Genomic DNA, 25791 nt, shown 5'->3' with positions numbered 1-25791 from the left:
TCTCCTTATTAAAAGGCTTCTTTATCCACAAAAATTGAGTTGATACCCGTGAAAGCGTATTCAACATAATTAACAGATTCCATGAAATTTACAATTTCTTCGTTTTTTTCTCCAATTACCAATGTCGGGCGATATGGGATCATTTCCACAACAAACATAGCTGGGCGATAATGTTCAAAATCCCAGTTTTGTAAAATAGCCCATTCCATCCCTTCTACATCAATGTTTACAACTGTTGGAGCTTCATTTCCAAAATACTGTCTTAGTATGTCTTGTACTGTTATTGTTTTCACCGGTAAAACACTTTCCACTTTTAGTTCGGGATTTTCATGAATCATATCCCGGACAGCATCAAGATCCATAGAAGACAAACCGTCTCCGCTCATGATATAAAAACTTCTTGTTTCATCTGTTTCGGAATAAATGCACCGATTTAAGATGATATCACCAGAACGATACTCCTGGAGTTCTGGAATCAAACACGGATTTGCTTCTACAAGAACCCCTCTGGCTCCACGTACATATAGGCTATATGTATTACTTAGCTCAATTGCATGATTAGCCCCTAGATCCAAATATGTGCATTCAGAATAACCCCTTTTCAGGTGTGGCAACAGATATAAAAGAATACTGTCTTCTCCCGCTTGAGACGTTGTTCTCTTATCCCATGGATTAAATTTTTTGTTCTGCGTTTCTTCTAAGCGTTCTATCCGTTCTTGTAACTTAGATATAAAGGAAGTATCTATAAATGCCATTTGATGCATTATGTTTTTTTGCATATCAGCTAAAGCTGTTTTATTTTCATCTATGTTGTTCGAAAGTTTTATAATTTTTTGTTCTATATCTAGTTCTTTTTGTTCTAAGCATCGCGTGCTTGTAAAATATTTTTTTATTTCATCCAAATCCATTCTTAATTCATCATTTTTTTCAGAATATTTGTCCATTCGCGCTCCCTGTGAATCCATACGAGATGCAAAATGTTCAGATCGTAAATAAATTGACGTAATTTTTTCATCAAGGTTGACATTGATATTTCTCAGGGTTTCTACTTGAACCGTAAGTTCTTCTAATTTTTTCTTTAATACTTCGATTTTTTGTTCTGATGACGCCTTAATATCTGAAAAATTTTTCATTTGGCCATTCTGTGTTTTCTTCACTTCTTCCAGATTTCTCAGAACTTCATCGTATTTATTTTCTTGCCTCTCTTGCCGGAGATATGACTGATATAATTCTGTAACAGATTGCGTTAAGCGGCCCATGGCAGGGGTAACAGCATTATTAAACTCGGTTTGCTGGTTGCAAATCGGCTCAATATACCACTTCAGACATTTACGCATGCACTTCTTTATAAATAAAATGACCGGAGCCAAGATACGGTTTGACCGGAGTTCTCGATAAGCATAATTACTTCGGGTTCTCTCCATAATAGCAATATTTTGACACACTTCGCCAAGATAGCCGTCAATATGGCTTGGAGATGTTTCTTGTTCTGTTATGCTCCCCTGTTCTTCTAGTGTTTTATCTGTTTGCATATAAGCAAGCAATTTATCATATATAATCTGGCTTTTATCCATATTTATTACTGAACCTCCCACGAATGATCCAAATGCACGACACCAACACTGCGGTCATCAGACACAACATCGAAATGGCAATAATCTCGATAATAATCCATTGGCGCTCCGTCTTGATTGACGATAGCAACATTTAATACATATTTACCAGATAATAATGGCAGTTTATCTATGTGAAAACAAACTTTTCCATTCATCTTAGTATGAGGAATGTGTAAACGATCCAATTGCGTATTGTTTCCAACAATACACCTACCATCTAAATCAAAAATTCCTATTCCAAAAACATACTCTTCTAAAGCTTTGTTTACTTTATAATAAATCTCAAAGCTACACGGCATACCTGATGGTAATACTGTGGTTATTTCGGATTTATCATTTCGAATCTGAGCTTTTTCGATAATAATATAGTTAAGTCCAAAATGATTGGCCGAAAAGTCTATCATATCAACTTGCTCTTGTTCTTCCAGCTGTTCCTTTACATTCGTTTCTACAATTATGGACTGATCGGCTAAAACTTCATTACCCGTTTCAACACTCGACTTATTTTTCTCTCCCAATTTTTCTAATTTTTGTTGATTCATATATTTTAGATATGAATCAACAACCCTAGGTGCCGCACCTTCACTTGCTATTCTGCCATCCAAAATCCATATTGCTCGATTACAGAACCTCTCGATTGTCCCAGTATCATGCGTTACAAGAACTATCGTCATCCCAGATGCTTTTAATTCACGCAATTTATCAAAACACTTTGCCTGAAAATTAGCGTCACCTACTGCTAAAATTTCATCAATCAAAAGAATATCTGCATCAACATTAATCGCCACCGAGAATGCTAAGCGCATGTACATACCAGAAGAATAGGTTCGCACAGGATTATCTATAAATTCTTCCAATTCCGAGAATGCAATAATATCATCTAAACGAGCATCTATTTCCTTTTTGGTTAGTCCGAAAATTGATGCGTTAATATATATATTCTGCCGGCCACTCATATCCGGATGAAATCCCGCGCCTAATTCAATCAAACTTGAGACCCGTCCATTCATCGTGATCGTTCCAGTGTCCGGATACATTATGCGCGTCAGCAGCTTCAACGTAGTACTTTTTCCGCACCCATTCTCTCCAATTAATCCAACAGCTTCGCCTTTGCGGATTTCAAAACTAATGTCGTCCAAAACCACTCGATGACTATATTTTCTTCTATTCTTGAAGAGAATCTTCTCCTTTAATGTGCTTCCTTTGTCTAAATAGACCTTAAAAGTCTTTGTAACATGATCAACTCCAACGGCAATATCAGACTGCATCATAATTCCTCCGCAAAATGTCGTTTCAATTCCTTAAAAACCAAACAGCCCACGCACAAAAGAAGAATACCTAATAATGTGGCATGCATGAGTGTACTAATTTCCGGAGGCTTTTTCCCATAAAGAATATCTCTATATGCAATAATAATTGGTGTCATTGGATTCAGATTAAATATTGGGAGAACGCTTTCCGGAACAATCTCCATAGAATACATGATCGGCGTTAAAAACTGCCATGCCATAGTTATAATCCCGAGAAGGTATTCCAAATCTCTTATATAGACTGTCACAGCAGACGTTATCATTGCCACGCCTAAAGCCAGAACATATTCCACCAGCATAATAACAGGCAAATATAAAATCGCTCCCCAGTTTATTCCATGGCCCGATAGAAAGATCACTGCCAGAACAACCAGGAGGCTCAAAAGCATATTAACAAATTGACTGGTTACAAAAGAAATTGGTATAACCTCACGCGGAAAATATATTTTTTTTATCATATTCTGCTGCGCTAAAATGCATCCAGCACCACCAGAAACACTTGTGCTAAAGAATATCCATGGCACCAATGCCACAAATAAGAAAAGATAATATTCTTCAATATCGCTTCTTAAAATTACAGAAAACACTACTGTATATACAATCAACTGGAGAAGTGGATTTAAAAAGGTCCAGAAAAACCCCAAAATGGACCCCTTATAACGTCCCTTCAAATCTCTGCGTACAAGACTGAAAATCATTTCTCTATATGCATAAATTTCTGCTATCATCCGCACAGCTTCCTCGCTCTCTTATTTCCTTTACTTTAGCGATATTTCTTTCCTCCAAAACTCCAACGTCTCCCTTAAAGTCTGCTCCAGTCCAATCTCCGTTTTCCATCCCGTACACTCCTGAAGCTTTCTGACATCCGCCTCAATAATCGGCACATCCACCGGTCGAAATTTCCCCGGATCTTTTTCTACCGTCACTTTTACCGAAGCCAAACCGAGAATCTGTCCCAGAATCTCTTCGATGGAGACCGCATGTCCCGATCCCACATTGTAGGTTTCGCCAGCCTTTCCTCTTTCCATCAGAAGGACATAGGCCCGTACAACATCCCTCACATCCGTAAAATCCCGCTTTGCCGCAAGATTTCCAACTTTCATAACCGGCAGACGGACTCCTTTCTCAATTTCCGCGGCCTGCTTACAGAAATCAGCCACGACAAAAAGCGGCGCCTGATTGGGGCCCACATGGTTAAATGCCCGGACACTCATAATATCCATTCCGTAAGCATCTGAATAAATCTTCCCAACCATGTTTTGACATGCCTTTGTCGCCGCATAAAGATTTCCCGGCCGAAGAAGTGTTGTTTCCGAAATCGGGATTTCTTCCGGCTCCACATGGCCGTACTCCTCTCCCGAGCCAATCAAAAGAATCCTCGGTTTGTAGTCCAACTGCCTTGCAGCATCCAGAACTGCCAAAGTTCCTTTGATGTTGACGTCCACCGTCAATCCCGGATTCTTCCATGAAACAGCCACCGAACTTTGTGCCGCCAGATGAAAGATATAGTCCGGCCGCAGTACCTTTAAAAGCTCATAAACAGCCCCGGGTTCCAGAATATCCAGATCATAGATCTCCATATCCTCCCGCAGCATCGTTTCCTGTGCCATCTTAGTCGCCGCCAGGGTCCACTTCCCCTCAGAAAGGATCTGGCTGGCGAGATAATTGCCAACAAATCCCGCCGCGCCAATAATCAATGCCTTCTCCATATCTGCCTCAATCCTCTCAAAACATCCGGATTTTTCACCATCTTAAAGCTGAGCAATCCGCATCTCTTTTTCTGCCAGCTTCAGGTCGTTTTCCACCATACGCTTTACAAGCTCCTGGAAAGGAACCTCACGCTTCCAGCCAAGAGCCGCTTCCGCTTTAGCAGGATTTCCAAGCAAAACCTCAACCTCTGCCGGACGGAAAAACTTGGGATTCACAGAAACAACTGTCTTTCCCGAAACCTTGTCTACGCCAGTTTCCCGGACACCTTCTCCATGCCACTCGATTTCCATGCCCACATGACGAAAAGCAGTTTCCACAAATTCCCGAACTGTTCGTGTCTCATTCGTTGCGATCACATAATCGTCCGGAGCGTCCTGCTGAAGCATCAGCCACATGGCTCTCACATAATCCTGGGAGTGTCCCCAGTCCCGCTTCGCATCCAGGCTGCCCAGTTCCACATGATCCTGAAGCCCCAATTTGATTCTGGCAACAGCATTCGTAATCTTTCTCGTTACGAATTCCAGGCCGCGCCGCTCACTTTCATGGTTAAACAGAATTCCGCTGCATGCAAACATCCCGTAGCTTTCCCTGTAATTCTTTGTAATCCAATGGCCATACACCTTTGCCACACCATACGGGCTGCGCGGATAAAACGGGGTCTTTTCCGTCTGCGGCATTTCCTGTACCTTGCCGAACATCTCACTTGTGGATGCCTGGTAAAAATGTGCCTCCGGCTTCACTGTCCGGATCGCTTCCAGCATGTTCGTCACACCAATGGCATCAATATCCGCTGTCGCTACCGGCTGCTCCCAGCTCGTCCCGACAAAAGACTGAGCCGCCAGATTATACACTTCGTCAGCCTGCGAAACCCGCATGGCATTGATAAGGGACACGATATCTGTCATATCCGCATAAATGAAATGGATTTTATCCTTGATATGTTCCACATTGCCGTAATCGACAACGCTCTTTCTCCTCATGATCCCGTAAACTTCATAACCCTTTTCCAGCAAAAGCTCTGCCAGATAGGATCCGTCCTGTCCTGTTACACCTGTAATCAGTGCATGTTTCATTCCTTTGTTCCTCCGATTCCTTAAATGTATTCATCCCTGTTACATATTTTCAGGTTTTCAATTACTTTTTTAATGTTATTTGTGTCGTCTTTTGCACAGATCAATGTGGCATCATCTGTATCCACCACTACAATATCCTCAAGCCCTACGGTTGCAATCAGCTTCCGGCTGCCCTGTATAATGCAGTTATGTGTATCTACTGTGATGACATTTCCGCGCACTACATTTCCATATTCATTCGTTTTCTGGATCCGTTCCACTGCCAGCCAGGAACCAACATCATCCCAGCCAAAAGTTCCCGGGATCGTATAAATATGCTCTGCCTTTTCCATGATTCCATAATCAATGGACTGCGGCTCAAACCGGCAGAATTCTTCCTTCAATATGTTCTCGCCTTCTTCAGTCCCAATGGCTGCCTGGATTTTTAAAAGCCCTTCATAAGTATCCGGCATAAATTTTTGAATGCTCTTTAATATAGAAGAAACTTTCCAAACGAACATACCACTGTTCCAAAGATATTCTTCTGAATCCAGATATTCTTTTGCCACTTCCAGATTTGGCTTTTCCACAAATCGCTCTACGGAATAGGCATTCCCATGGCTCTCTTCAGAGCGGAATTTAATATATCCGTATCCGGTTTCCGGATATGTAGGCGTGATTCCAATCGTGACAAGATTATCATCCTCACCAGCCGCTGCACATGCATCTTTAAGCGTATTCAAAAACATATTTCCAAACTTAATTAAATGATCCGACGGCAGAACCATCATCAACGCATCTTCAAACCGTCTTGCTATGTGGACTGCGCCAAGACCAATGCAGGGAGCCGTATTCCTCGCGGCCGGCTCACAGAGAATATTTTCCTCCGGGACATCAGGAAGCTGTTCTCTGACAAGCTGCTTGTAGTCCGCATTTGTTGCGATATAAATGTTTTTAATCGGAACCATGGACAGAATCCGTTCAACGGTGAGCTGAATCATGGTTTTCCCGTCATCTGTCAGAGACAGAAACTGCTTCGGCAGATTCTTCCGGCTTCTCGGCCAAAACCGCTCTCCGCGTCCGCCAGCCATAATAAGTGCTGTAATCTCCATCATCCGTTATCCTCCCACTTTTTTGTAAATCTGCACCAGCTTTTCGGCCGATGCCTCCCATGTGAATTGTTTTGCCCGTTCGATCCCCGCCTGCTTCAGGCGGGCACGAAGCTTATGATCCGTTATCAGCAATTCCATCTTATCTGCCAGAGCTGCGGCATCCATAGGCGGCACCATGAGACCGGCAGAACCAACCACTTCCGGCAGAGATGAACAATCTGATGTAATCACAGGTGTTCCGCAGGCCATAGCTTCTAACGGCGGAATCCCAAACCCCTCATATAGAGAAGGAAATACAAACATCTCCGCTCCGCAGAATAATGGCGCAGCATCTTCGGCCTCAACGTAGCCAGTGAATATCACCTGCTTTTCCAGTCCCAGATCTTGAACCATCTGAAAAATTGAGTCATAAAGCCAGCCTTTTTTTCCTGCTAAAACCAGCTTCGGTATGTTCTCCGCATACGTTTCCTTGAGGATTCCATATGCCTTTATTAGCGTTTCAATATTTTTTCTTGGCTCCAGAGTCCCCATATAAAGAATGTAATGTCCATTCACATGGTACTTTGCCATTGACGCACGAATCTGCTCTTCCGAATAGTCCGGGTGATACTGTTCCGTGTCTACCCCGTTATAGACCACCTGAATTTTTTCAAGTGGTATTCCTAAATAACGGTGAATCTCCTGTCTGCTGAATTCGGAAACTGTTAAGATCTCCTCTGCTCGACTGCAATAAGATCGGATATTCCTGCTAAGCCAGCGATACGTACGCTTTGTCACAGTCTCCGGATGAGCCAGAAAAGCCACATCGTGAATGATTGTGAGCTTCTTCCCCGCCGTACCGGCTGGAATTGTATAGTTAAAGAACTGTGTAACCTCTGCCTTTTTTCCGAAAATCCATCGGTAAGGAAATGGTACAATCCGCTCCAGATGATAATAAATTCTTGCAGGCATCCATCGGCTTTGATTGATTATGCAGCCGCTGTCCCTGTATTCTCTCAGGATTTTCTCCGCTCTGGACTTATCTTTTATAAGAAAGCAATTCAATGTACATTCCAGTTCCGGACGCTGGATCAGGCAGTCTATCAACTTTTTAGCATTCCACCCAATCCCCGTCTTCTGCTGCTCAAACAACAGTTGAGCATCAAAAGCCACTTTTATTCTGTGCATGCTGCTATCTCCCTGAAAAACTGCGCCAGCCTATGTCCCAGAATTTCACTGTCATAGCGTTCCAAAACAACCTGGCATTCTTCCCGTGAATACTGCGGAAAGGTATCCGCAAGCATCAAGCGGCATAGCTGACTGACCTGATCGCTCTCCCGCTCTTTTAAGGAAACCTTCAGCGTCGGTACACTCATTATTTCATCGAAAATTGACAAATCGCTTACGATTACTGCCTTTTGATATCCCAGGGCTTCCAACGGTGGAATTCCAAATCCCTCTGCCCTTGAAGGGAACAAAAAGCAGTGGCATCTGGACAGAATCTCATATTTTCTTTTCTCATTTAGATATCCCAAATACTGTACCGTCCGCAGTTCTTCTGATATCTCCCTGAGCATCGTCTCAATTTCTTTATCGCGGATATTTCCGCCTAAATACAAAGGCCTGGTTCCACCTTTCCTGCAATACTCCTGATACGCTTTCAAGAGCAGATCTGTCCCTTTTCTCCGTTCCAGATTCCCAACATATAAAAAATAGCCGTTGTCTGAAACAGCCTTTTCTGGTGGTTTCTGTACAATTAAATAAGATACAAATGTTTTTTTCTTGGAAATCTGCGAAAAAAAACCAACGGACAAACGCCGTGTTTCCTCTGAATTAAAAAGGATTGCATCCGCTTGGGCTATTGACTTACGAATTCCGCTTCGGAAATACAGCCGGTAAAACCACTGAAAAAATTCTGGTTTGGTAAGTGGAAATAAATCATGGACTGTAATCACAAGCCGTCCATGATATCCCTTTAACCTTACAGGTATCAGGTTATTCGGCTCCCAAAAAAGATCCGGCTGCTCTCTCTGCAAAAACTGCTTAATGAAGCCAAAGTATCGATAGACACTGGCGCTCCGGAAAACTTTTCTGCCAAAACACACCACCGGCATTCCCATCGCCTTTAAATGCTGTATCTGCTCGCTTTCCGCAACATCTGTTAACAGAACCAGGGACACATCGTCCAGGTTATCTGCGCCCTTCTCTACCGCCAGAGCGCGTATGAAATCATATAAATAAATCCCAATACCACTCGGACAGCTTCCAAGCGTCCTCGCATCCACTGCAATCTTCAAATTGACTCTGCTCCGATTCTCTGTTTCTTCTATTTTTAATAGGGGGGGCTTTATATAATCGTACTTATACCAACTCGCCTCTAGCTAGTATAACATCTTTGCGCCAAATAGGCAACTTGTAAAACTTAACATTTCCTTTAGTTTTTGTCATTTTTCTTAAAAAATCCCACTTTTTTCCATGATTCCATCTAAAGTGCAGAAGTTCAAGGTATATGTACATTCTTGCGCCGACGGGATTGAAGGTACAGCAGGATAATACATTTTAAAATTGCAGGATGTTATTTTACAAGTTCTCTTGAAAAAATAGCGCAAACAAAGGTTTTTGTCAATGGTTTTTATAGGAAAAATGGCGGTTTTCCGTGAAGTAGCCCTCTAAAGAAATTTGCGAAAATTTCGAGTTGGTATAAGTACGATTATAGGAAGAATTTAATAGCGCTTAAAAGTTAAATGGAAGGCTGGCGAATATTTATGCCTCTTCTTTCTATTATTTTACCTGTTTTTAACGGAGAGCAAACCATTGCAATAGCAATCAGAAGTGTTTTAGAGCAAACATTGGATGACTGGGAATTGATAATAATCAATGACGGATCATCTGATAAAACACGGGATATATGCAAGGCATTTTTAGAGCAATCGCCGCGGATATTTTATTACGCGCAGAAAAACAAAGGACTGAGTGCGGCGAGAAATGCAGGTATAGAAAAGGCTCGGGGTGAGTATTTAGCCTTTTTGGACGCAGATGATTGGGTAGAGCCCGAGTACTATCAAGGTATGCTTTTGTCCCTGGAAAAACAGTCCGTAGACTTGGTTTTAGCAGGATATACCAGAGAATTCTGGCGAAATGGAAAAAAGCCAAAAAAAGTAAGACTGGAATTACCATATTGCAGGAGTGAGATTGAGGAGTTTTTCTTTGATAAGGAAATTCCTGCTTTTTCCTATGATTTATTTATACACGTGTGGAATAAACTGTATAAAACCCACATAATCAATGAGCACAAAATAATGTTTTGTGAAAATACTTTTTTTGCTGAAGATGTTCCGTTTAATGTTGCCTATTTGAATCACTGCAGAGTATTTTGCACTTGTCCTAGTATGGGTTACCACTATATATGCAGGGGAAAAAATACTCTGACTGCTGAATGGAGAAACGATCTAATTGAAAGAAATAACCAGGTATATCGGGACATAAGCCAATTTGTTAAAACAATTGCTCCACATGCAGAACCAATTCTACTTGGAGATATGTATCTGCGAGGATGCTTTTTAAATATCGAGAAAGCCATATCTGCTGAGATGCCTTATGCACAAACTACAAGGATAATAAATGAAATATTAAATGAAAATGAGGTAAATGAGGTATTAAGTCTGGCATCGCCTCGAAGGGCTAGTTCCTTAGAATTTTCTTTATATCGTTTTTTTATGAATATAGGTAATACAAAATTGATTCTGGGAGCTGTTCACGCTCGCAGATGGATAAAGCGAGTGATGGGGCGAATATGAAAAAAACTAAAAGGTACTTGTCAATCTTAAAGGCTGACAAGGCGATGCATACATTCTATTCATCGGCAGTTTATGGATTAAAAAGACGGCCTGACATTAAATGCCCAGAAATTTCCACCGTTTATGAGGTGTGCAATACTGTAATTGGCCCAGTGTTAACTTCTTACATCGCATGGGTTATCAGTGATGCGCGAGAAAGGCATATCAATAAATTGTTTTTTCTGGCCCGAGACGGAAAAATAATGCTTGATATTGCCAAAATAATTGATGATGCGCTCCTTAGTCAAATAGAATTCAAATATCTATATGTAAGCCGTTTGGCATTGAGAAAAGCTTTATATTCTATAAACAATGAAGAGTTTTGGAGATATTTTGGCAGAGACAGCATAGAGTGCACTCCGAACTTGTTATTGAAAAGGACTGGTATGTCTGAAGAGGACTGCATCTATATATTAGGGCTTTTGGGATATGATGAAGCCGATGCTGCAAATGAGTACTTATGCCTTGATGCTCAAAAACGCTTTTTGAATGCATTGAAACAGTGCGAGGAATTTCACCGGCGGATGAAAAAACTTTCGAGAGAGCAGCTGGAACTTATAGAACAGTACTTCAGGCAGGAAGGGCTAGGGGAAGATGGGGCATTTGCACTGGTTGATAGTGGTTGGACTGGCTCCATGCAGCGGACTTTACGAATGATTTTGGATAATATCTATCATAAACATGTTGAGATTACAGGTTACTATTTTGGGATCCAGAGTAGAACGGCGCCAGAGGATGGAAGATATCAGAGCTACTATTTCGACGGCAAAAAAAGTGCGGCGATAACCTGGGTTCTTTTTAATAATAATTTGTTTGAATGTTGGTGCATGGCATCTCATGGCATGACGATAGGATATAAAAAAGAAGAAGATATTTGTCCCGTACTGAATCAGCACATAAATGTTTGGTATGAGGCAGAACAGATAGAGTTTATTCGGAAATACGCAATGCATTGGGTGATGTGTAGTAAACAGAAAAATGAATTACAAGATAAGACAGGAAAATCTGGAAAGACAATAAAGAGGCTTTTGGTCTCTTCTATGATATTTCCTTCAAAAGAAGAGGCGAAAGTTTATGGAATGATCCCATTTTGTGATGATACGACAGAAGCTTATATGCTTCCGCTCGCACGAATAATGTCAGCTAAGGATATTTGGCAGAATTTGATTTTAGTTCGCTGCTGGAAAAAAATCACAAAAAAGGATATGCAGGAACATACTGTGACAAGCGGCTGGAGGGAAGGGACGGCTGCACTGATTCCCTTTCCGTGGAACTATTTCATGAGGGTAGATTGCATGCTTTCTTATATTATTAAAGCAGTATATAAGATTTTTACTTGAAAAGGATAATCGAATGAAACACTTAATAAAAATCATTACTATAATTTATCAGGATCGTAAACTGTTATTTGATCTGGCCCAAAATGATTTTAAAGCCAAATTTGCAAGTTCTCTACTGGGAACGATATGGGCATTTGTTCAACCGATGTTTACGATTGTTGTTTTCTGGTTTGTATTTCAGATGGGTTTTAAATCAACGCCGGTGGATAATATGCCGTATATTCTTTGGTTTGTTCCGGCATTTGTGCCCTGGCTCTTTTTCTCAGATATAATGAATTTTAGTGCATACTGCATGCAAGAATATAATTATCTGGTAAAAAAAGTCCGTTTTGATGTGGAGATTCTGCCAGTCGTTAAAGTTGTTTCGGCATTATTCGTGCACATTTTTTTTGTTGGATTTATTGTTGTTATGTATCTGGTGTATGGTGAAGCTCTATCTCTTTACTGCTTGCAGGCCGTTTATTATTCGGCGGCCTTGCTATTTCTGGGAGTCGGGATTTCTTTTTTAATTTCGTCTGTTACCGTTCTTTTTAAGGATTTTATACAGGTGGTTTCAATTCTTTTGCAAGTTGGTTTCTGGGCGATCCCAATTTTCTGGAATCCGGACAATATGGAGCCATGGGTAGTTACTGTGCTCAAATTGAACCCCATGTACTATATTGTGTCAGGATATAGAGAGAGCTTTATTTATCATATTGGGTTTTGGGAGCATCCTGTTTATACCACATACTTTTGGGGAGTAGCTGTTACTGTTTTTGCAGCGGGTGGCCTTTTGTTTTCAAGGCTTCGGCCGCATTTTGCAGATGAGTTGTAGGTGATTAGAATGAATGTGATAGAGGTTAATGAACTCAGCAAAACATATCCTCTTTATAAAAATAGAAAGGATAAGGTGCGGGAGATTCTCTCTTTAGATGGGAAATCTTACCATACAAATTTTTGTGCATTGCAGAATATATCCTTTTCTGTGGAAAAAGGGGAGTGCGTTGGTATTATTGGCGTAAATGGCTCTGGCAAATCAACGCTTTTAAAAATTATTACAGGTGTAATTGCGCCTTCGTCCGGAAAAATAAATATTCAGGGAAAGATATCGGCCCTTTTGGAACTTGGAGCAGGATTTAATCCAGAGTACACAGGCATGGAGAATATTTATCTGAATTCCATGTTGATGGGATACTCCAGAGAAGAAACCGATAAAAAGTTACAGTCTATCTTAGACTTTGCAGATATTGGGGATTTTATTTATCAGCCAGTAAAGACCTACTCGTCAGGGATGTTTGTACGGCTTGCTTTTTCAATAGCTATTAATGTGGAACCGGATATTTTAATTGTGGATGAGGCGCTAAGTGTAGGCGATATTTTTTTTCAGCAAAAATGTTACAAAAAAATTCGTGAACTTGCTGGTAGATCAACCGTGTTGATTGTTTCACATGATCTGAATGCAATCACAAAGTTTTGCAGACGAATTATTGTGATGCATCAGGGAAATTTGATTTTTAATGGAGAGCCGCAGGAGGCACTTACCCGATATTTTCAGGTGAAACAGGGAGAAATAAAGCATAATGATAATGTTCTTCGTCAGGGATTGGCAGATTTTGAAAATTACAAAATACCACAGCTAAAACAATATAGCGGTAATATGGATGTAATTATTCGTAAATTTTATTATGAGGTAGATGGAATTCCTTTTGGAGAAGCGTGCCAGAAAAATTCCCTTTTTCAGATATCCATGCTGATTGATGCAAAACGAGAGGTGGAAAATTTAATTATTGGGTATCAGGTACGAGACAAGTACGGCAATGAAGTTTTTGGTCAGACAAGCCTGACTTCCCACGTGGAACAATTTGTGCTGCACAGAGGAAGCAGTGTAATAACATTCGAGTTTAGCTGGCCGGAAATCCGGGAGGGAGATTATTTCATTACTCTCGGAATTGGAGATGGAATAGAGGTATTGAATCAAGTAGAAGAATGTTGGATTAACCATGCAATCCATATCAGCGCTTCTGTTAATGGCAAAACAATTTTTGGAGTGTTTAATCAGGAAATGGAAAACCTAAATATTACAGCGATGGAGTGAGGCGAACTGGATGAAATGGAATTATTATAGCCCAGAGTTTGAATGCGATAAGATTAATGTAGACCTTCTTCGATACTCCCCGTGGTCAGGGCACAGAAATTTTATCTATGACTTAATGGCAAACTGGAAGCCGCATACGGTAGTAGAATTGGGAAGCTATTATGGTTGTTCTGCCTTTGCAATCGCTCAGGCCATTAAAGATTTCCAGCTACTATCTGTTTTTTATGGAGTGGATACCTGGCGGGGAGACGATTTTACGCAGACAGATTATCAGCAGGACGCGTATCATGATTTCTGCAAAGTTAAAGATGCCTGTTATTCAGACAAATATGTAAAGATGTTAAGAATGACCTTTGATGAGGCAGTATCACATTTTAGAGACGAAACCATAGATCTTCTCCATATTGATGGATCTCACCATTATGAAGATGTTCAACATGATTTTGTAACTTGGAAAAATAAGGTGAAAAAAGATGGGATAATTTTGTTCCATGACATTAGCCCGGATAAGATTGATGGCCAGACGATGGGCTCCTGTCAATTTTGGAGAGAATTAACAGAGGAAAATCCTTATCATCTTCAATTTGATTTTAGCATGGGGCTGGGGATTCTATTTTTATGTGAGGAAACTTATGAAGAATTTAAGAATAGCTATGTACCGGTCCACTATCAGGCCTTAAACAATACTTATGATGTTGAACTGAAAGATGAGATGAGAAAGGCTCATTTTAAACTTTTGGATGCTGACTTTTATATCTCCAGTTTAAAAGAGCAGATAGAAATTAAAGATACGCATTTAAGGCGATACGAAAAAAGTACCCAGGAGAAAGATTTATATATTTCAAGACTGGAAAATGCCGTAGAGCAGGTACGTGAGGATTATCAGAGGACAATAGATGGGAAAGATAATTATATCGCAAATTTAGAAGCTAAAAATAAGGATATAGAGGGCGCCTATTTAGAAATTGTTGCCCAGAAAGATGCCGATATAGAAGAGCTGAAACATGAAAAAAAGCGGATACAGGAAGATTACCAAAAAACAATAGACGGGAAAAATAATTATATTTCAGAGCTCGAATTGGGGCAACAGAGCGTCAAAGATGCATATGCAGATACTATCCTGGAAAAAGATGCATATATAAAGAAATTAGAAACAGATGTGAAATGCATCCAAGGAGACTACCAAAAAACTATAGATGGCAAAAATTCTTATATATTAAAACTAGAGCGCGAAAAAGAAAACACGGAGAATGCACATGCAGCCGAAACTCAAAAAAAGAATACCTATATAAAACAATTAGAGAGTACGGTAGAACGTGTAGAAGAGGGCTATAGAAAAACTTTACAAGAAAAGGATGATTATATTTCAAATCTTGAATTAGAAAGAGCAAAATTAAAAGATATGTATGATAAAGTGATTTCTCAGAAAGACGAATATATCAATCAAATAAAAAGCGATCTGTCAGATATCCAATCAGCCTACGATGACATGCAAAAAGAACATGAAGAGCGAATTCTTGAGTCAGATCTAAGATTACAACAACTTGAAGCAGAAAAAGCAAGCTTATGCAATACAATAGATAGCCTACAACAAAAATATCAAAAAACCATAGAGTATAAAGTGTTCAAAATACTTTTGAGAAAAAAATAAAGGTGGAGGAGAAAAAACATGCCAGTCCTTTCATTGATAATTCCTGTATATAATACGGAAGCTTTTTTGGATCGTTGCTTGGATAGTGTTTTAAAACAAAGTTTGAAGCAAATAGAAGTAATCGTGGTAAACGATTGTTCTCCGGGAAACACGGATGAAATTATCGAAAGATATAAAGACAAGTTTTTTTCCCTAAAATATCTGAAACATGAAAAAAATAGAGGACTTTTTTTGGCAAGGCTGACGGGATACCGCCAGGCAAGCGGAAATTTCATTGCTTTCCTAGACAGCGACGATTATGTGACTAGGGACTTTTATCGAAAAATGATATGCAAAGCAGAAGAGGAAGGCGCCGATATTGTTATAGGCAGAACTGTAATAGAGAAGATAGACGGTTCACACTGGATATATAACTTTCATGATATCAGTCTTCGCTTCCCTACGATTCGTGGCCATGAAGCAGTGCGCACAAAATTTTGGGAACAGGAGGGTTTGTGCTATTCCTGGCACACTATCTGGAATAAAATTTACCGTAAGAATTTATGGGAACAGGCAATCAGCTATTTTGAAAGGATTAATACGCATGTCATAATGACAGAGGATATCGCATTCTCTTCTGTACTTTTCTATTTTGCTAATTGCGTAGCTTCTGTTGAGAATGATGCTTATTTTTACTGTGAGAATGAAAATGCGTCAACCAATTCCTCCAATATACCGATTGAAAAATTTAAGAAGAATTTAAATGACATCATTACCGTATTTGATTTTGTAAAGAATTTCCTGGAATCGCAGTTTGCAGATGAAACTCTTATTTCACATTATAACAATTTTCGGAAATATTATGCTAAAATGTGGAAAAATCATGCACAATCAACGTATAGCGGCGCCGAAAAGGAAAGTGCCTTCAAATTGATCGAACAGCTCGAACCAAATCTGGAGGAAAAAATACAATATAAGGACCATTTTTTTAATTCTCAAATGGTTGAATGGACTGGCGGCTTAGAGTACGTAAAAGATATAATTGCCGAGGAAAGAAATGAATGGATCAGTTTTGATATATTTGACACACTAATTGTTCGTCCATTCTATAAGCCTGAAGATCTATTCTCTTTCTTAGATCCCTTATATCGAAAAAAAATGGATACAAATGCTTCGTTCAAGGAAATTCGTATTGAAGGAGAGAAATTAGCACGTGAAAAGTGGGGGAAACTTGCACCTAAAAGAGAAGATATTCTTTTAGAAGAAATTTACCTTGTAATTTCCGAGTACTACAAAATACCTGAAACAATAGCGAAAGAACTAATGCAAACAGAAATTAAATTAGAAGAGAACTTTTTATCGATCAGAAAGGCAGGGAAAGAATTATTTGATTTTACTGTTAGCCTGGGGAAAAATATTATTTTAACTTCGGATATGTATTTGGATAGAAGCACAATAGTTGAAATATTGGAGAAATTTGAATATAGGGAATATAAATACCTATTCCTTTCTTCAGATATTGGCTTAACTAAAACTACCGGCAATCTTTTTCGCTATATATTAAAATCTTTAAAAATTAGTGGCGAGCACATGCTCCATATTGGCGACACCTGGAATAATGATATTGAAAGGCCTAAAGCTTTGGGGATTCAAACGTTTTTTCTTCCTAAGGCAATAGAGACCATGGAAAATAAAATTCAAGGAGTGCAGACGAATGCATGCGCTTTTATCGGGGATTATGCGTGCGCAGATATAGTTAATCGTAAAAAGTATAAAGACTCGATTGGTTATGGAGCTTTATTGGCATTGGCTGCAAATAAATATTTTGATAACCCGTACAGATTTTTCAATAAAGAAAGTGATTTTAATGCCGACCCTTATTTTATTGGGTACTATCCTGTTGGAATGCATTTGCTGGGATTTGTCAAATGGTTAATTGAAGAAAGCAGGAATTATGGGTATTCAAAACTATACTTTACATCCCGTGATGGCTACCTTCCGATGCTTGTATATGAACAATTAAAAGAATTATATCCGAATGCGCCTCAAGCAGAATACCTATATACTTCCCGCAGAGCGTTAATGCCCTACATTTTAAAGTCTCCGTATGACTTTTATGATATGCCCATCGAAATAAGAAATCATACACCAGAAACACTGCTGGAAATTTTAGATTTTGCGATAAAGGATGGTTCTCAATCTGTTTTGATTGATATTTTGCATGAATTAAATATGAGGGAAACGTCTTGTTTCAAAGATAAAGAACAGTATTACCGATTTATTACGGCATTTCTTATTTATGCATATGACGCGAAAAAGCACCAAGAAGCCAAAAATAAGTGCGCAGCATATTATACTCAAATATCAGAAAATACAGCAACCGTTGACATGGGATATAGCGGCCGAATTCAGGGGGCAATTTCTGAAGCGGCCGGGCGTGGTATCGATGTATTTTTTATTCATTCAGACAATAAACAATATCAAGTAGAAAGTATTCAACACGACTTTAGAATTCATTCCTTTTATGATTTTACTCCATGTATGACAGGACTAATTAGAGAACATATTTTCTCGTCCGTTGAACCTTCTTGTATTGGTTTTGAATGGTCCGTTGAAAAAATGGCTGTTCCTCTTTTCGAAATGCAATTAAAAGAATATCAAGATACTTTCATAGTTCATAAAATTCAGGAAGGGACTTTAGATTTTATAAAAGATTTTAAAAAGGTATTTCAAAATCATTATAAAGAACTTCCTTTGAAATCTACGGAAGTTTCATACCCATATGAAGGAGCACTGCGCTATATGAAATCTGAAGATCTGAAAATTTTTGATGCTTCTTTTTTTGAGGATACCGTGTATGGCGCACGTACAGAGCTGAAAATCTCTGATTTTTTGCGCCAACAGTATAATGAATACAATCAAAATTATCGAATTGCTGTTGCTTCGCCACTCCCTCAGCTTACATTTGGCGATATGCTGAACGAACGATTACAGGGAAAAAGCTGCATTATTCAAGGATTGATTTTACTATGCCTAGAGCGTGAAGCTCTACGAGTTAAATTATGGTATAAACTGCAGGGTAGGCCATTGCTTTTTAAATTGTGCAAAAAAATTTATCATATTTTGTGGGGAAAATAAAATGAAAAGTATAGCGAAAAAAACTCCAATAAATTATGGCGTGTTGATTTTTAGCTTTTTGGTAGTTTTTGTTTCTTTTGGTATGTTTCTGAACCTACATTTTTCCGTGGACTCATATAGTGTATATTATAATGAAGACCCGGATATACAAATTAGAAATGCGAGATATTTAAACTATATTGTCACTCTTCTTTTGAACAATATACAGTTTAATTTGGTTTCGAACCAAAAGATTCTTACGTTTTCACTTATTATATCAATATCTTTATGTATATATTTTTTGACAGGGCTTATTGCGAAAGCACTTAATAAGCGAAACAAAAAATGTAATTTGTATTGGCTTGCGTTATCAATAAGTATTTCTTTTTGCAATACTTTTATTTTGGAATGGTTTCTTTATCCGGAAACGACCCTTTTTTATGCCATTAGCCTTCTTTTATGTATGGTTGCCATTTTTGTTTGGATAAAAAATACCCGACTAATAAATCTTATGATTTCAATTACATTATTAACAATGTCTCTTTTTTGTTACCAAGCTACATTTGCTTTTTTTGGTATTTTTGTTTTTCTTTATTTGTGCTTAAAGGAAAATTTTAATTTTAATAAAACTAATAATAAAATAATTTTAAAAACTATTTTTGTCATGGGGATAAGTTGTCTGTTTTTACTAATATCCCAAAAGTTTCTTACCAGAACCTCAGAAGCGCGAGTTGCTTCACTTTCGCTAAATAATTTACTTTCAAACACTAAACAATTACTAAAACTGCAATTTCATCTTCTGTATAATGGGAATGGTTTTTTTCCGCCCTTGGTGTTAACAGTTTCTATGATTACTTTGGGTGGAGTAATGTACTGGATATTGATAAAGGATGAAAAAGTAAGCTTGAAAAAACTGCTGTACTTTTCATTTTTTAGTTTACTATTTTATGCAATAATTTTTACCCCTCATTTAGTTTCACAAAATCTCTGGTTTGCGCCTAGAACTATGGTTGCGTTTTTTTCTGCTTTTTCGTTTTTGGCTATCATTAGTTTTGCATATAGTAAAAATTCATCTGGTAAAAATGTATATATCGTTATAATGATTCTTGTGATGCTAACTGCTAATATATTTACTATTCATACGATTGGACTTAACCATTTTATATCCAACTATTTAGATAAAAAAACGGCATTGGAAATCCAAGAGCAGATACAACAATATGAAAAAGAAACAACTATAAATATAAAAAAAATAGGAACCACGTTTGATAGTAATCCATCATACTCATATCCTGGCATATCTTTTGTAAAATATGATACTAACACAAAATGCTACTGTGTTGATTGGGGAGATGTGAATGCAATTAATTATTATAATAACACGGCCTATGAGAAAGTCGTTTTTGATTCTTCGTTAGTTGGCTTTTTGCCGGATAGAAAAAATTGGGATACATTTATTCCGGAAGAACAATTGATCTTTGTGAATGACACCTTATACTGGATCAAGTACTGATTTGGGTAGAGGGCACTATATCTTGCTTGTGTAAAAGTATTACAGCAACGAAAAGCAGTTATATATATATATATTGTCACGTTGTTGGAGAGCAAAGATGTATCTAGTATGAGTAGTGTTTAATTGACATCGCTATGTATGAAAATTAAATTTTTTAACCCCAAAACGATAATCGAATCATATACGGAAAGGAAAAATATATAGTTTGCTATATATTAGGTAATGAGAATGTCGCTAGTTTCAATTATTGTTCCATGCTATAACGAAGAAGAATCTTTGCCACTTTTCTATCGGGCAATTTCAAATGTACAAAAAAGTATATCAGAATATTCTTTTGAAATCCTTTTTGTCGATGACGGCTCAAAGGATAATACCTTAAGCATAATAAAAAATTTGGCGCAAAAAAATAGTGATATAAAGTATATTTCATTTTCTCGAAATTTTGGTAAGGAAGCGGCTATTTATGCTGGTTTAAAAGCTTCCAGTGGAGACTATGTCGCTATTATGGATGCTGATTTACAAGATCCGCCGCAATTATTGCCCCAAATGCTCAGATATATTACCGAAGAGCATTATGATTCGGTAGCAACAAGAAGAGTGACAAGAAAAGGTGAGCCACCAATTCGTTCTTTTTTTGCACGTTGCTTTTACAAATTAATAAATAAAATTTCCAAAACGGAAATAGTAGATGGTGCTCGTGACTATCGTCTTATGACAAGGCAGTTTGTTAATTCATTAATATCAATGAAAGAATATAATCGTTTTTCAAAAGGTTTATTTGGGTGGGTTGGTTATAAAACAAAATGGTTGGAATTTGAAAATGTAGAGAGGGCTGCCGGGCAAACAAAATGGTCTTTCGGCAAATTATTTTTATATAGTCTCGAAGGAATTGTCGCGTTTTCTACAGTTCCGTTAGCAATCGCTGCCGTTTTGGGTGTTTTGTGTTGTATTGTTGCTTTTGCGTTTATTTTTTTCATCATACTGCGAACTCTTATGTATGGAGATCCTGTTGCTGGTTGGCCGTCATTGGTCTGTATTGTTCTTCTGGTTGGAGGACTTCAATTATTGTGCCTTGGTATCTTGGGCGAATACATATCTAAACTATATTTGGAAAGCAAAAATCGTCCAATTTATATATGCGCAGAGACGAATATTGTACAATCATCAGAAAAATACGAGTGTACTTTCGAAGAACAATGATTCAGCAAATTAACCACAGGGATCCCCGCTAAAAACTATCAAATACACGCGGGTAGACTTCCAATAAAAATTCAAAAAACATATAAATACGCCGTTTGCGCGTGGTGAATGTTTCAAAAGGGGTTGCTTTCGGGCAACGTCTTTTGTTTTGCCGGTCTACTAGGAGGGAAATAGCTAAGTGATATGCCGTAAGTTGTAGATAGTACGTACCTCGACCAGTATGATAATATATGAGACAATAGGCTATATTTCAATCATAGGTATTAAAAGTTAAGCCTTAACTTTTGATACCTGCATATAGGGACAAATCTATACGTTCAGAAACCGCTATGATTTCTGAACAATGCCGTCTTTAGGAATGAGCTATTCAAATCAGCTGTCTGGCTAACATGAGTATTGTCAGTTGTGTGCCAATCACGGTATCACAAAAGCAAATTATCCTTACCGGATCAGCCGTGCAAGGGAGGATTGTCTTGAACGCGTCTCCTTGAAAATGCCCATCTGGCAGATCATGCCAATAGAACAAATAGCTTATTCCGGTGAAAATGGATTTCTCTGCAAATGTCCGTTTGCTCAGCCTGTTAGGTTTGAAGCATGTGATGCGGCTATGTTCTTCCTCTCCATTCTCCCAACAAACTCTCCCAATAACCCAACTCTCATTTTGCTTATTTCCTTTAATAACCCAACAAAAATTTTGCTTATTCTCTATTTCATTTGCTTATCCCCTTGTAATTCCACTGATTTTAGGGTAAAATACAAACAAGAACCCAACAGGAGAGTGAATTTCATGATCGAAATAGAATTACTCGAACTAATTAAAAAAATCCAGGATATGAAGGCCGAAACGCAGACCGTCGAGGTGAAAGCCGCTCATCATGGCTGTCCAAAACGCCTGTATGATACCCTGTCTGCATTCTCCAACCAGGACAGCGGCGGTGTCCTGATTTTTGGTCTTGACGAGACAAACGATTTCCAGAGCGTCGGAGTTTATGACGTACAGGATTTACAGAAAAAAGTGAATGAGCAGTGCAAGCAGATGGTTCCGCCAATCCGCCCCATCTTCACCAGCGTCCGGTATGGCAGCGGTTACATTGTATCAGCGGAAATTCCGGCGACAGATGTTACAGAACGCCCCTGCTATTATGGTGGAGTCGGCCGAACGAAAGGCTCCTATGTGCGTTCCGGAGATTCCGACGAACCAATGACAGATTATGAAATTTACAGCTACGAGGCATTCCGAAAAAAATATCAGGATGATATTCGGGTCAATGAAAAAGCAGATATGACGACGATTGATATGTCTGCTTTAAATCGTTACATTCAATTAGTGAAAGATAAAAATCCCAATTTATCCAAGCTCCCGGATCAGGATGTCTTTCGCTTCCTAAACATAGTTATTGATGGGAAGCCGACTCTGACATGCACACTGCTGTTTTCCCTCTATCCGCAAATGTCATATCCACAGTACACCATCAATGCCATGGTGGTTCCGGGCTATGAAAGAGGAGATGTCGGGCCGGATGGTTCTCGCTTCAGTGATAATCTTAGAATTGAGGGGACAATTCCCGAAGTGCTGGAACAGGCGCTGAAATTTCTGCACAGCAATCTGAAAATTAAAACCATCATCGACCCGTCCACCGGTTACAGAGCTGACAAGTATGAATATCCGATGATCGCGCTCCGCGAGGCACTTCTCAATTCCCTTGTCCATCGTGATTACAGCTTCCATACCGAAGCTATGCCCATTGAATTGATTATTTACAAGGATCGCTTGGAAATCCGCAATCCAGGCGGACTATATGGCCGGCTTTCCATTGACAAGCTTGGCAAGGTACAGCCGGATACAAGAAATCCCGTTCTTGCACGGGCGTTGGAGACGCTGGGAATTACAGAAAACCGCTATTCCGGCATTCCAACCATCCGACGGGAATTAAAGCAGGCGGGGATGCGGGATGCGGAATTTATGGATTCCAGGAGTGAATTTTGTGTTACATTCTATAATGGCGTCCAGAGAGAAGTCCACTTTACTGATCGGACAGAAGAGCAGGATCTTTTGGAATTCTGCCGTGAGCCGCGTTCAAGAAAGGAAATTGCGGATTATCTTGGAATTGCCACGATTTATTATGTGAGCCAAAATTACATTAACCCGCTTCTGGAAAGTGGGCAGCTTAAAATGACAATTCCGGAACATCCCAAAAGCAGGAATCAGAGATTTTATCGAGGCTAGAGTAGACTAAAAGGGAGTTATTGAAATATATGGATCAAGAAAAGGTGTTTCTTCCAAAAGTATCCGGGATAAAAGAAGAGGTGTTTCAGCAGCTCATCTGCCTGGCGAAAGAATATCAAATAGAGAGAATGATCTTATTTGGATCCCGTGCTCGCGGAGATTTTTATACCGTCAGCGATATTGATTTGGCTGTTTCGGGTGGAGACTTTAATCGTTTTGCGTTAGATGCGGAAGAGTGTATAGATACGCTTTTAAAATTTGATATCATCAACTTAAATGCCCCTATGGAAGAGGAGTTACTGGAAAGCATAAATAAGGATGGGATTATTATCTATGAAAAAATATGAAAATTTTTGCAGGGCTCTGGAGAATCTGAAAGATATCTATCAATATGATGAGCCATATAACAATGTGATTCTGAGCGGTTTGGTAGCACTCTACGAAATTTGTTTTGAGCAGGCCTGGAAAGCGATGAAAGAAATTATGTCCGCAGAAGGGATCCGCGAGGCGGATACAGGCTCGCCCAAAATGATCATCAAGTCCGCATACAAAATTGGTATGATCACAGATGAAGAATGCTGGCTGTCAGCGTTGGTAGCCAGGAACAATGTAGCCCATTCCTATAATCAAGCTGTTGCTTTAGGGATCGTGAGGGAGACAAAAGAACGGTATGTTGAGATGTTCTGTGATTTGAGGGAAGTGCTGAGTAAACGGATATCGTAAGCGGTAGATGAATTCGATATAACAATACACATAGCATACCCGCCGATTTTCAACAACTACTTTGAAATCGGCGGGTTTTTGCTGCCCTTCAGAAAATCAAGGCCCTTTTTGCTATCAATATGCTATCTTTCTACATTCCATATAGTATCGTTTTTCACTCGCCTCACCCATTGAGAAGGTTTTCCTTGGCAACACACCGCCTGCCTCAATTGCCGGGAACAGATCTCTTTTATCGATGCTTTTCAAAAGGAAACCACAGCACTCCGGCTTACGCGCTAAAGATAACGCATCTTTTTCTCCATGGATGTAATCAACTGCTATCTGTGGATTTTTTTCTTCATAGCTGCTCAAAAAATCCTGTACGATTTCCACAATCAAGCGGCCATTCAGGCCTGATATTGAAAATCCAGTTTCCAGTTCTTTCCCCACAACGTAGAAATCTGCCCCCGGGAGCAAAGCCATTCCCCGTGATGTGGCATATTCTTCAAATGCCATTAACACTTTTTGGGCATTCATATGAAAGACCACACGATGAATGGGCTCAAACTTTAAGGCAGGGCAGTGCAGATTTACAATTTCTGCCAACGCGTATCTGGCAGGATGATGCATTGCTTCTTCTGCCGAAAGTGTCTCTTTTCGCTCTTCCCAGTATGTCTTTGCTGCAGCCAGAGAATGATTTCCGTCTCCGACTGCCAGGAAAAGGCCCTTTGACTGATTCTGCATATCCATAAGCGTGCGGCAAACCGTTTCAGCCGCATCTCCCTCAACAGCGTATCCCCGCAAATGCCCTCCATTTTTCATTAAGGCTGTATCATAAAGCTGCCGTAAATGCCCTCTTTGAGCATATACTGTTTCAATTAAACGTCCTTTTGCATCATCAATCAGCAGCATGATATGAGGTATTTCAAGCGGTGCCTGTCGCCGTACGTCCACTCTTGGAGGAACTCTGGATGGAACAATTCCTTCCGTTGCACGAATGGGCAGCTTGGAATCTGCTTCTATTCCATAAGACTCTAAGTCAACCATTCCAACTAGGCCTATTCGAACACCAGCTTCGGTCGTCCGCTCTACCAATACAAAGCCTTGTTTTACCTGCTCCGTTAGAATCGAGCTGCTTAGATAGTTTTCCATGGCCTCTCTCATCGGCGGAATGCGTTCTGACCGCTCTGAAAGATATGCTTCCGGTAAAATAACTCTTAATGAAGAGGGTTTATCTCCCACAAGGTCATTCACTTCCTCCCAATATTCCGGCTGGCTGACATATTGGTCGCAGGCAACAACTGGCCAAGCATCTGACATTGCTCCATAGGAAGGCAGCAGTATATTGGCAGAAAGAAAACATGGCGCAATCC

The 25791-nt window shown here is 39.4% G+C and carries 20 protein-coding genes; 11 read left to right on the top strand and 9 right to left on the bottom strand.

Translation table 11 applies throughout. The features are described 5' to 3' along the window. Window positions 1–8: 8 nt before the first annotated feature. Genes KE531_09575 through KE531_09540 form a run of 8 tightly spaced genes read right to left on the bottom strand, consistent with a single transcriptional unit; the run spans window position 9 to window position 9076 of the window. Window positions 9–1574 carry an FkbM family methyltransferase gene (locus tag KE531_09575; GenBank protein ID MBR9953859.1) on the bottom strand — a complete coding sequence of 522 codons (1566 nt, stop codon included), beginning with the start codon at window positions 1572–1574 and terminating at the stop codon, window positions 9–11. 5 nt (window positions 1575–1579) lie between these two features. After that, entirely contained in the window at window positions 1580–2884 is a 1305-nt protein-coding gene (locus KE531_09570; protein MBR9953858.1) for an ABC transporter ATP-binding protein, read from the bottom strand. Then, window positions 2884–3660 (bottom strand): ABC transporter permease, encoded by a 777-nt coding sequence (locus KE531_09565; GenBank protein ID MBR9953857.1) that lies wholly within the window; start codon window positions 3658–3660, stop codon window positions 2884–2886. Before KE531_09565 ends, KE531_09570 begins: the two co-directional genes overlap by 1 nt. Window positions 3661–3684: 24 nt before the next feature. Next, on the bottom strand, window positions 3685–4635 hold the full coding sequence (locus tag KE531_09560) for a GDP-mannose 4,6-dehydratase (protein ID MBR9953856.1): 951 nt from the start codon (window positions 4633–4635) through the stop codon (window positions 3685–3687). 42 nt (window positions 4636–4677) lie between these two features. Next, entirely contained in the window at window positions 4678–5709 is a 1032-nt protein-coding gene (gmd, locus tag KE531_09555; GenBank protein ID MBR9953855.1) for a GDP-mannose 4,6-dehydratase, read from the bottom strand. Between the two features lie 20 nt (window positions 5710–5729). Continuing rightward, window positions 5730–6800: a mannose-1-phosphate guanylyltransferase gene (locus KE531_09550; GenBank protein ID MBR9953854.1), complete on the bottom strand. Its 1071-nt coding sequence runs from the start codon at window positions 6798–6800 to the stop codon at window positions 5730–5732. 6 nt (window positions 6801–6806) lie between these two features. Next, window positions 6807–7967 carry a glycosyltransferase family 4 protein gene (locus tag KE531_09545; protein MBR9953853.1) on the bottom strand — a complete coding sequence of 387 codons (1161 nt, stop codon included), beginning with the start codon at window positions 7965–7967 and terminating at the stop codon, window positions 6807–6809. Then, window positions 7955–9076: a glycosyltransferase family 4 protein gene (locus tag KE531_09540; protein ID MBR9953852.1), complete on the bottom strand. Its 1122-nt coding sequence runs from the start codon at window positions 9074–9076 to the stop codon at window positions 7955–7957. The genes KE531_09545 and KE531_09540 overlap by 13 nt, the downstream gene beginning before the upstream one ends. Before the next feature lie 468 nt (window positions 9077–9544). Between KE531_09540 and KE531_09535 the strand changes: the two genes are divergently transcribed. The 11 genes from KE531_09535 (at window position 9545) to KE531_09485 (ending at window position 24439) form a co-directional block, all read left to right on the top strand. After that, window positions 9545–10576, top strand: a complete 1032-nt coding sequence (locus tag KE531_09535) for a glycosyltransferase family 2 protein (protein ID MBR9953851.1) — start codon at window positions 9545–9547, stop codon at window positions 10574–10576. Then, complete coding sequence (locus tag KE531_09530) at window positions 10573–11955, top strand: hypothetical protein (GenBank protein MBR9953850.1); 1383 nt, start codon at window positions 10573–10575, stop codon at window positions 11953–11955. The genes KE531_09535 and KE531_09530 overlap by 4 nt, the downstream gene beginning before the upstream one ends. Window positions 11956–11968: 13 nt before the next feature. Continuing rightward, a complete protein-coding gene (locus tag KE531_09525) occupies window positions 11969–12769 on the top strand; it encodes an ABC transporter permease (protein ID MBR9953849.1) in 801 nt (266 codons plus the stop codon). A 9-nt stretch (window positions 12770–12778) separates the two neighbouring features. After that, complete coding sequence (locus KE531_09520; GenBank protein ID MBR9953848.1) at window positions 12779–14029, top strand: ABC transporter ATP-binding protein; 1251 nt, start codon at window positions 12779–12781, stop codon at window positions 14027–14029. A 10-nt stretch (window positions 14030–14039) separates the two neighbouring features. Beyond that, a complete protein-coding gene (locus KE531_09515) occupies window positions 14040–15680 on the top strand; it encodes a class I SAM-dependent methyltransferase (GenBank protein ID MBR9953847.1) in 1641 nt (546 codons plus the stop codon). An 18-nt stretch (window positions 15681–15698) separates the two neighbouring features. After that, a complete protein-coding gene (locus tag KE531_09510; GenBank protein MBR9953846.1) occupies window positions 15699–18797 on the top strand; it encodes an HAD-IA family hydrolase in 3099 nt (1032 codons plus the stop codon). 1 nt (window position 18798) lies between these two features. Next, window positions 18799–20289: a glucosyltransferase domain-containing protein gene (locus tag KE531_09505; GenBank protein ID MBR9953845.1), complete on the top strand. Its 1491-nt coding sequence runs from the start codon at window positions 18799–18801 to the stop codon at window positions 20287–20289. 228 nt (window positions 20290–20517) lie between these two features. Continuing rightward, window positions 20518–21489 (top strand): glycosyltransferase family 2 protein, encoded by a 972-nt coding sequence (locus KE531_09500; GenBank protein ID MBR9953844.1) that lies wholly within the window; start codon window positions 20518–20520, stop codon window positions 21487–21489. Between the two features lie 787 nt (window positions 21490–22276). Then, entirely contained in the window at window positions 22277–23716 is a 1440-nt protein-coding gene (locus tag KE531_09495; GenBank protein ID MBR9953843.1) for a putative DNA binding domain-containing protein, read from the top strand. A 29-nt stretch (window positions 23717–23745) separates the two neighbouring features. After that, window positions 23746–24063, top strand: a complete 318-nt coding sequence (locus tag KE531_09490; GenBank protein ID MBR9953842.1) for a nucleotidyltransferase domain-containing protein — start codon at window positions 23746–23748, stop codon at window positions 24061–24063. Further along, window positions 24050–24439 (top strand): HI0074 family nucleotidyltransferase substrate-binding subunit, encoded by a 390-nt coding sequence (locus KE531_09485; protein ID MBR9953841.1) that lies wholly within the window; start codon window positions 24050–24052, stop codon window positions 24437–24439. Before KE531_09490 ends, KE531_09485 begins: the two co-directional genes overlap by 14 nt. 114 nt (window positions 24440–24553) lie before the next feature. Here KE531_09485 and KE531_09480 read toward each other — a convergent pair whose 3' ends face one another. Continuing rightward, window positions 24554–25789, bottom strand: a complete 1236-nt coding sequence (locus KE531_09480) for a DUF1015 domain-containing protein (GenBank protein ID MBR9953840.1) — start codon at window positions 25787–25789, stop codon at window positions 24554–24556. Between the last annotated feature and the right edge of the window lie 2 nt (window positions 25790–25791).

Source organism: Eubacteriaceae bacterium Marseille-Q4139, assembly GCA_018223415.1.
Lineage (GTDB): Bacteria > Bacillota > Clostridia > Lachnospirales > Lachnospiraceae > CABSIM01.
Note: the sequence above shows the minus strand (reverse complement) of the source record. Positions and strands in the feature narration are given on the sequence as shown.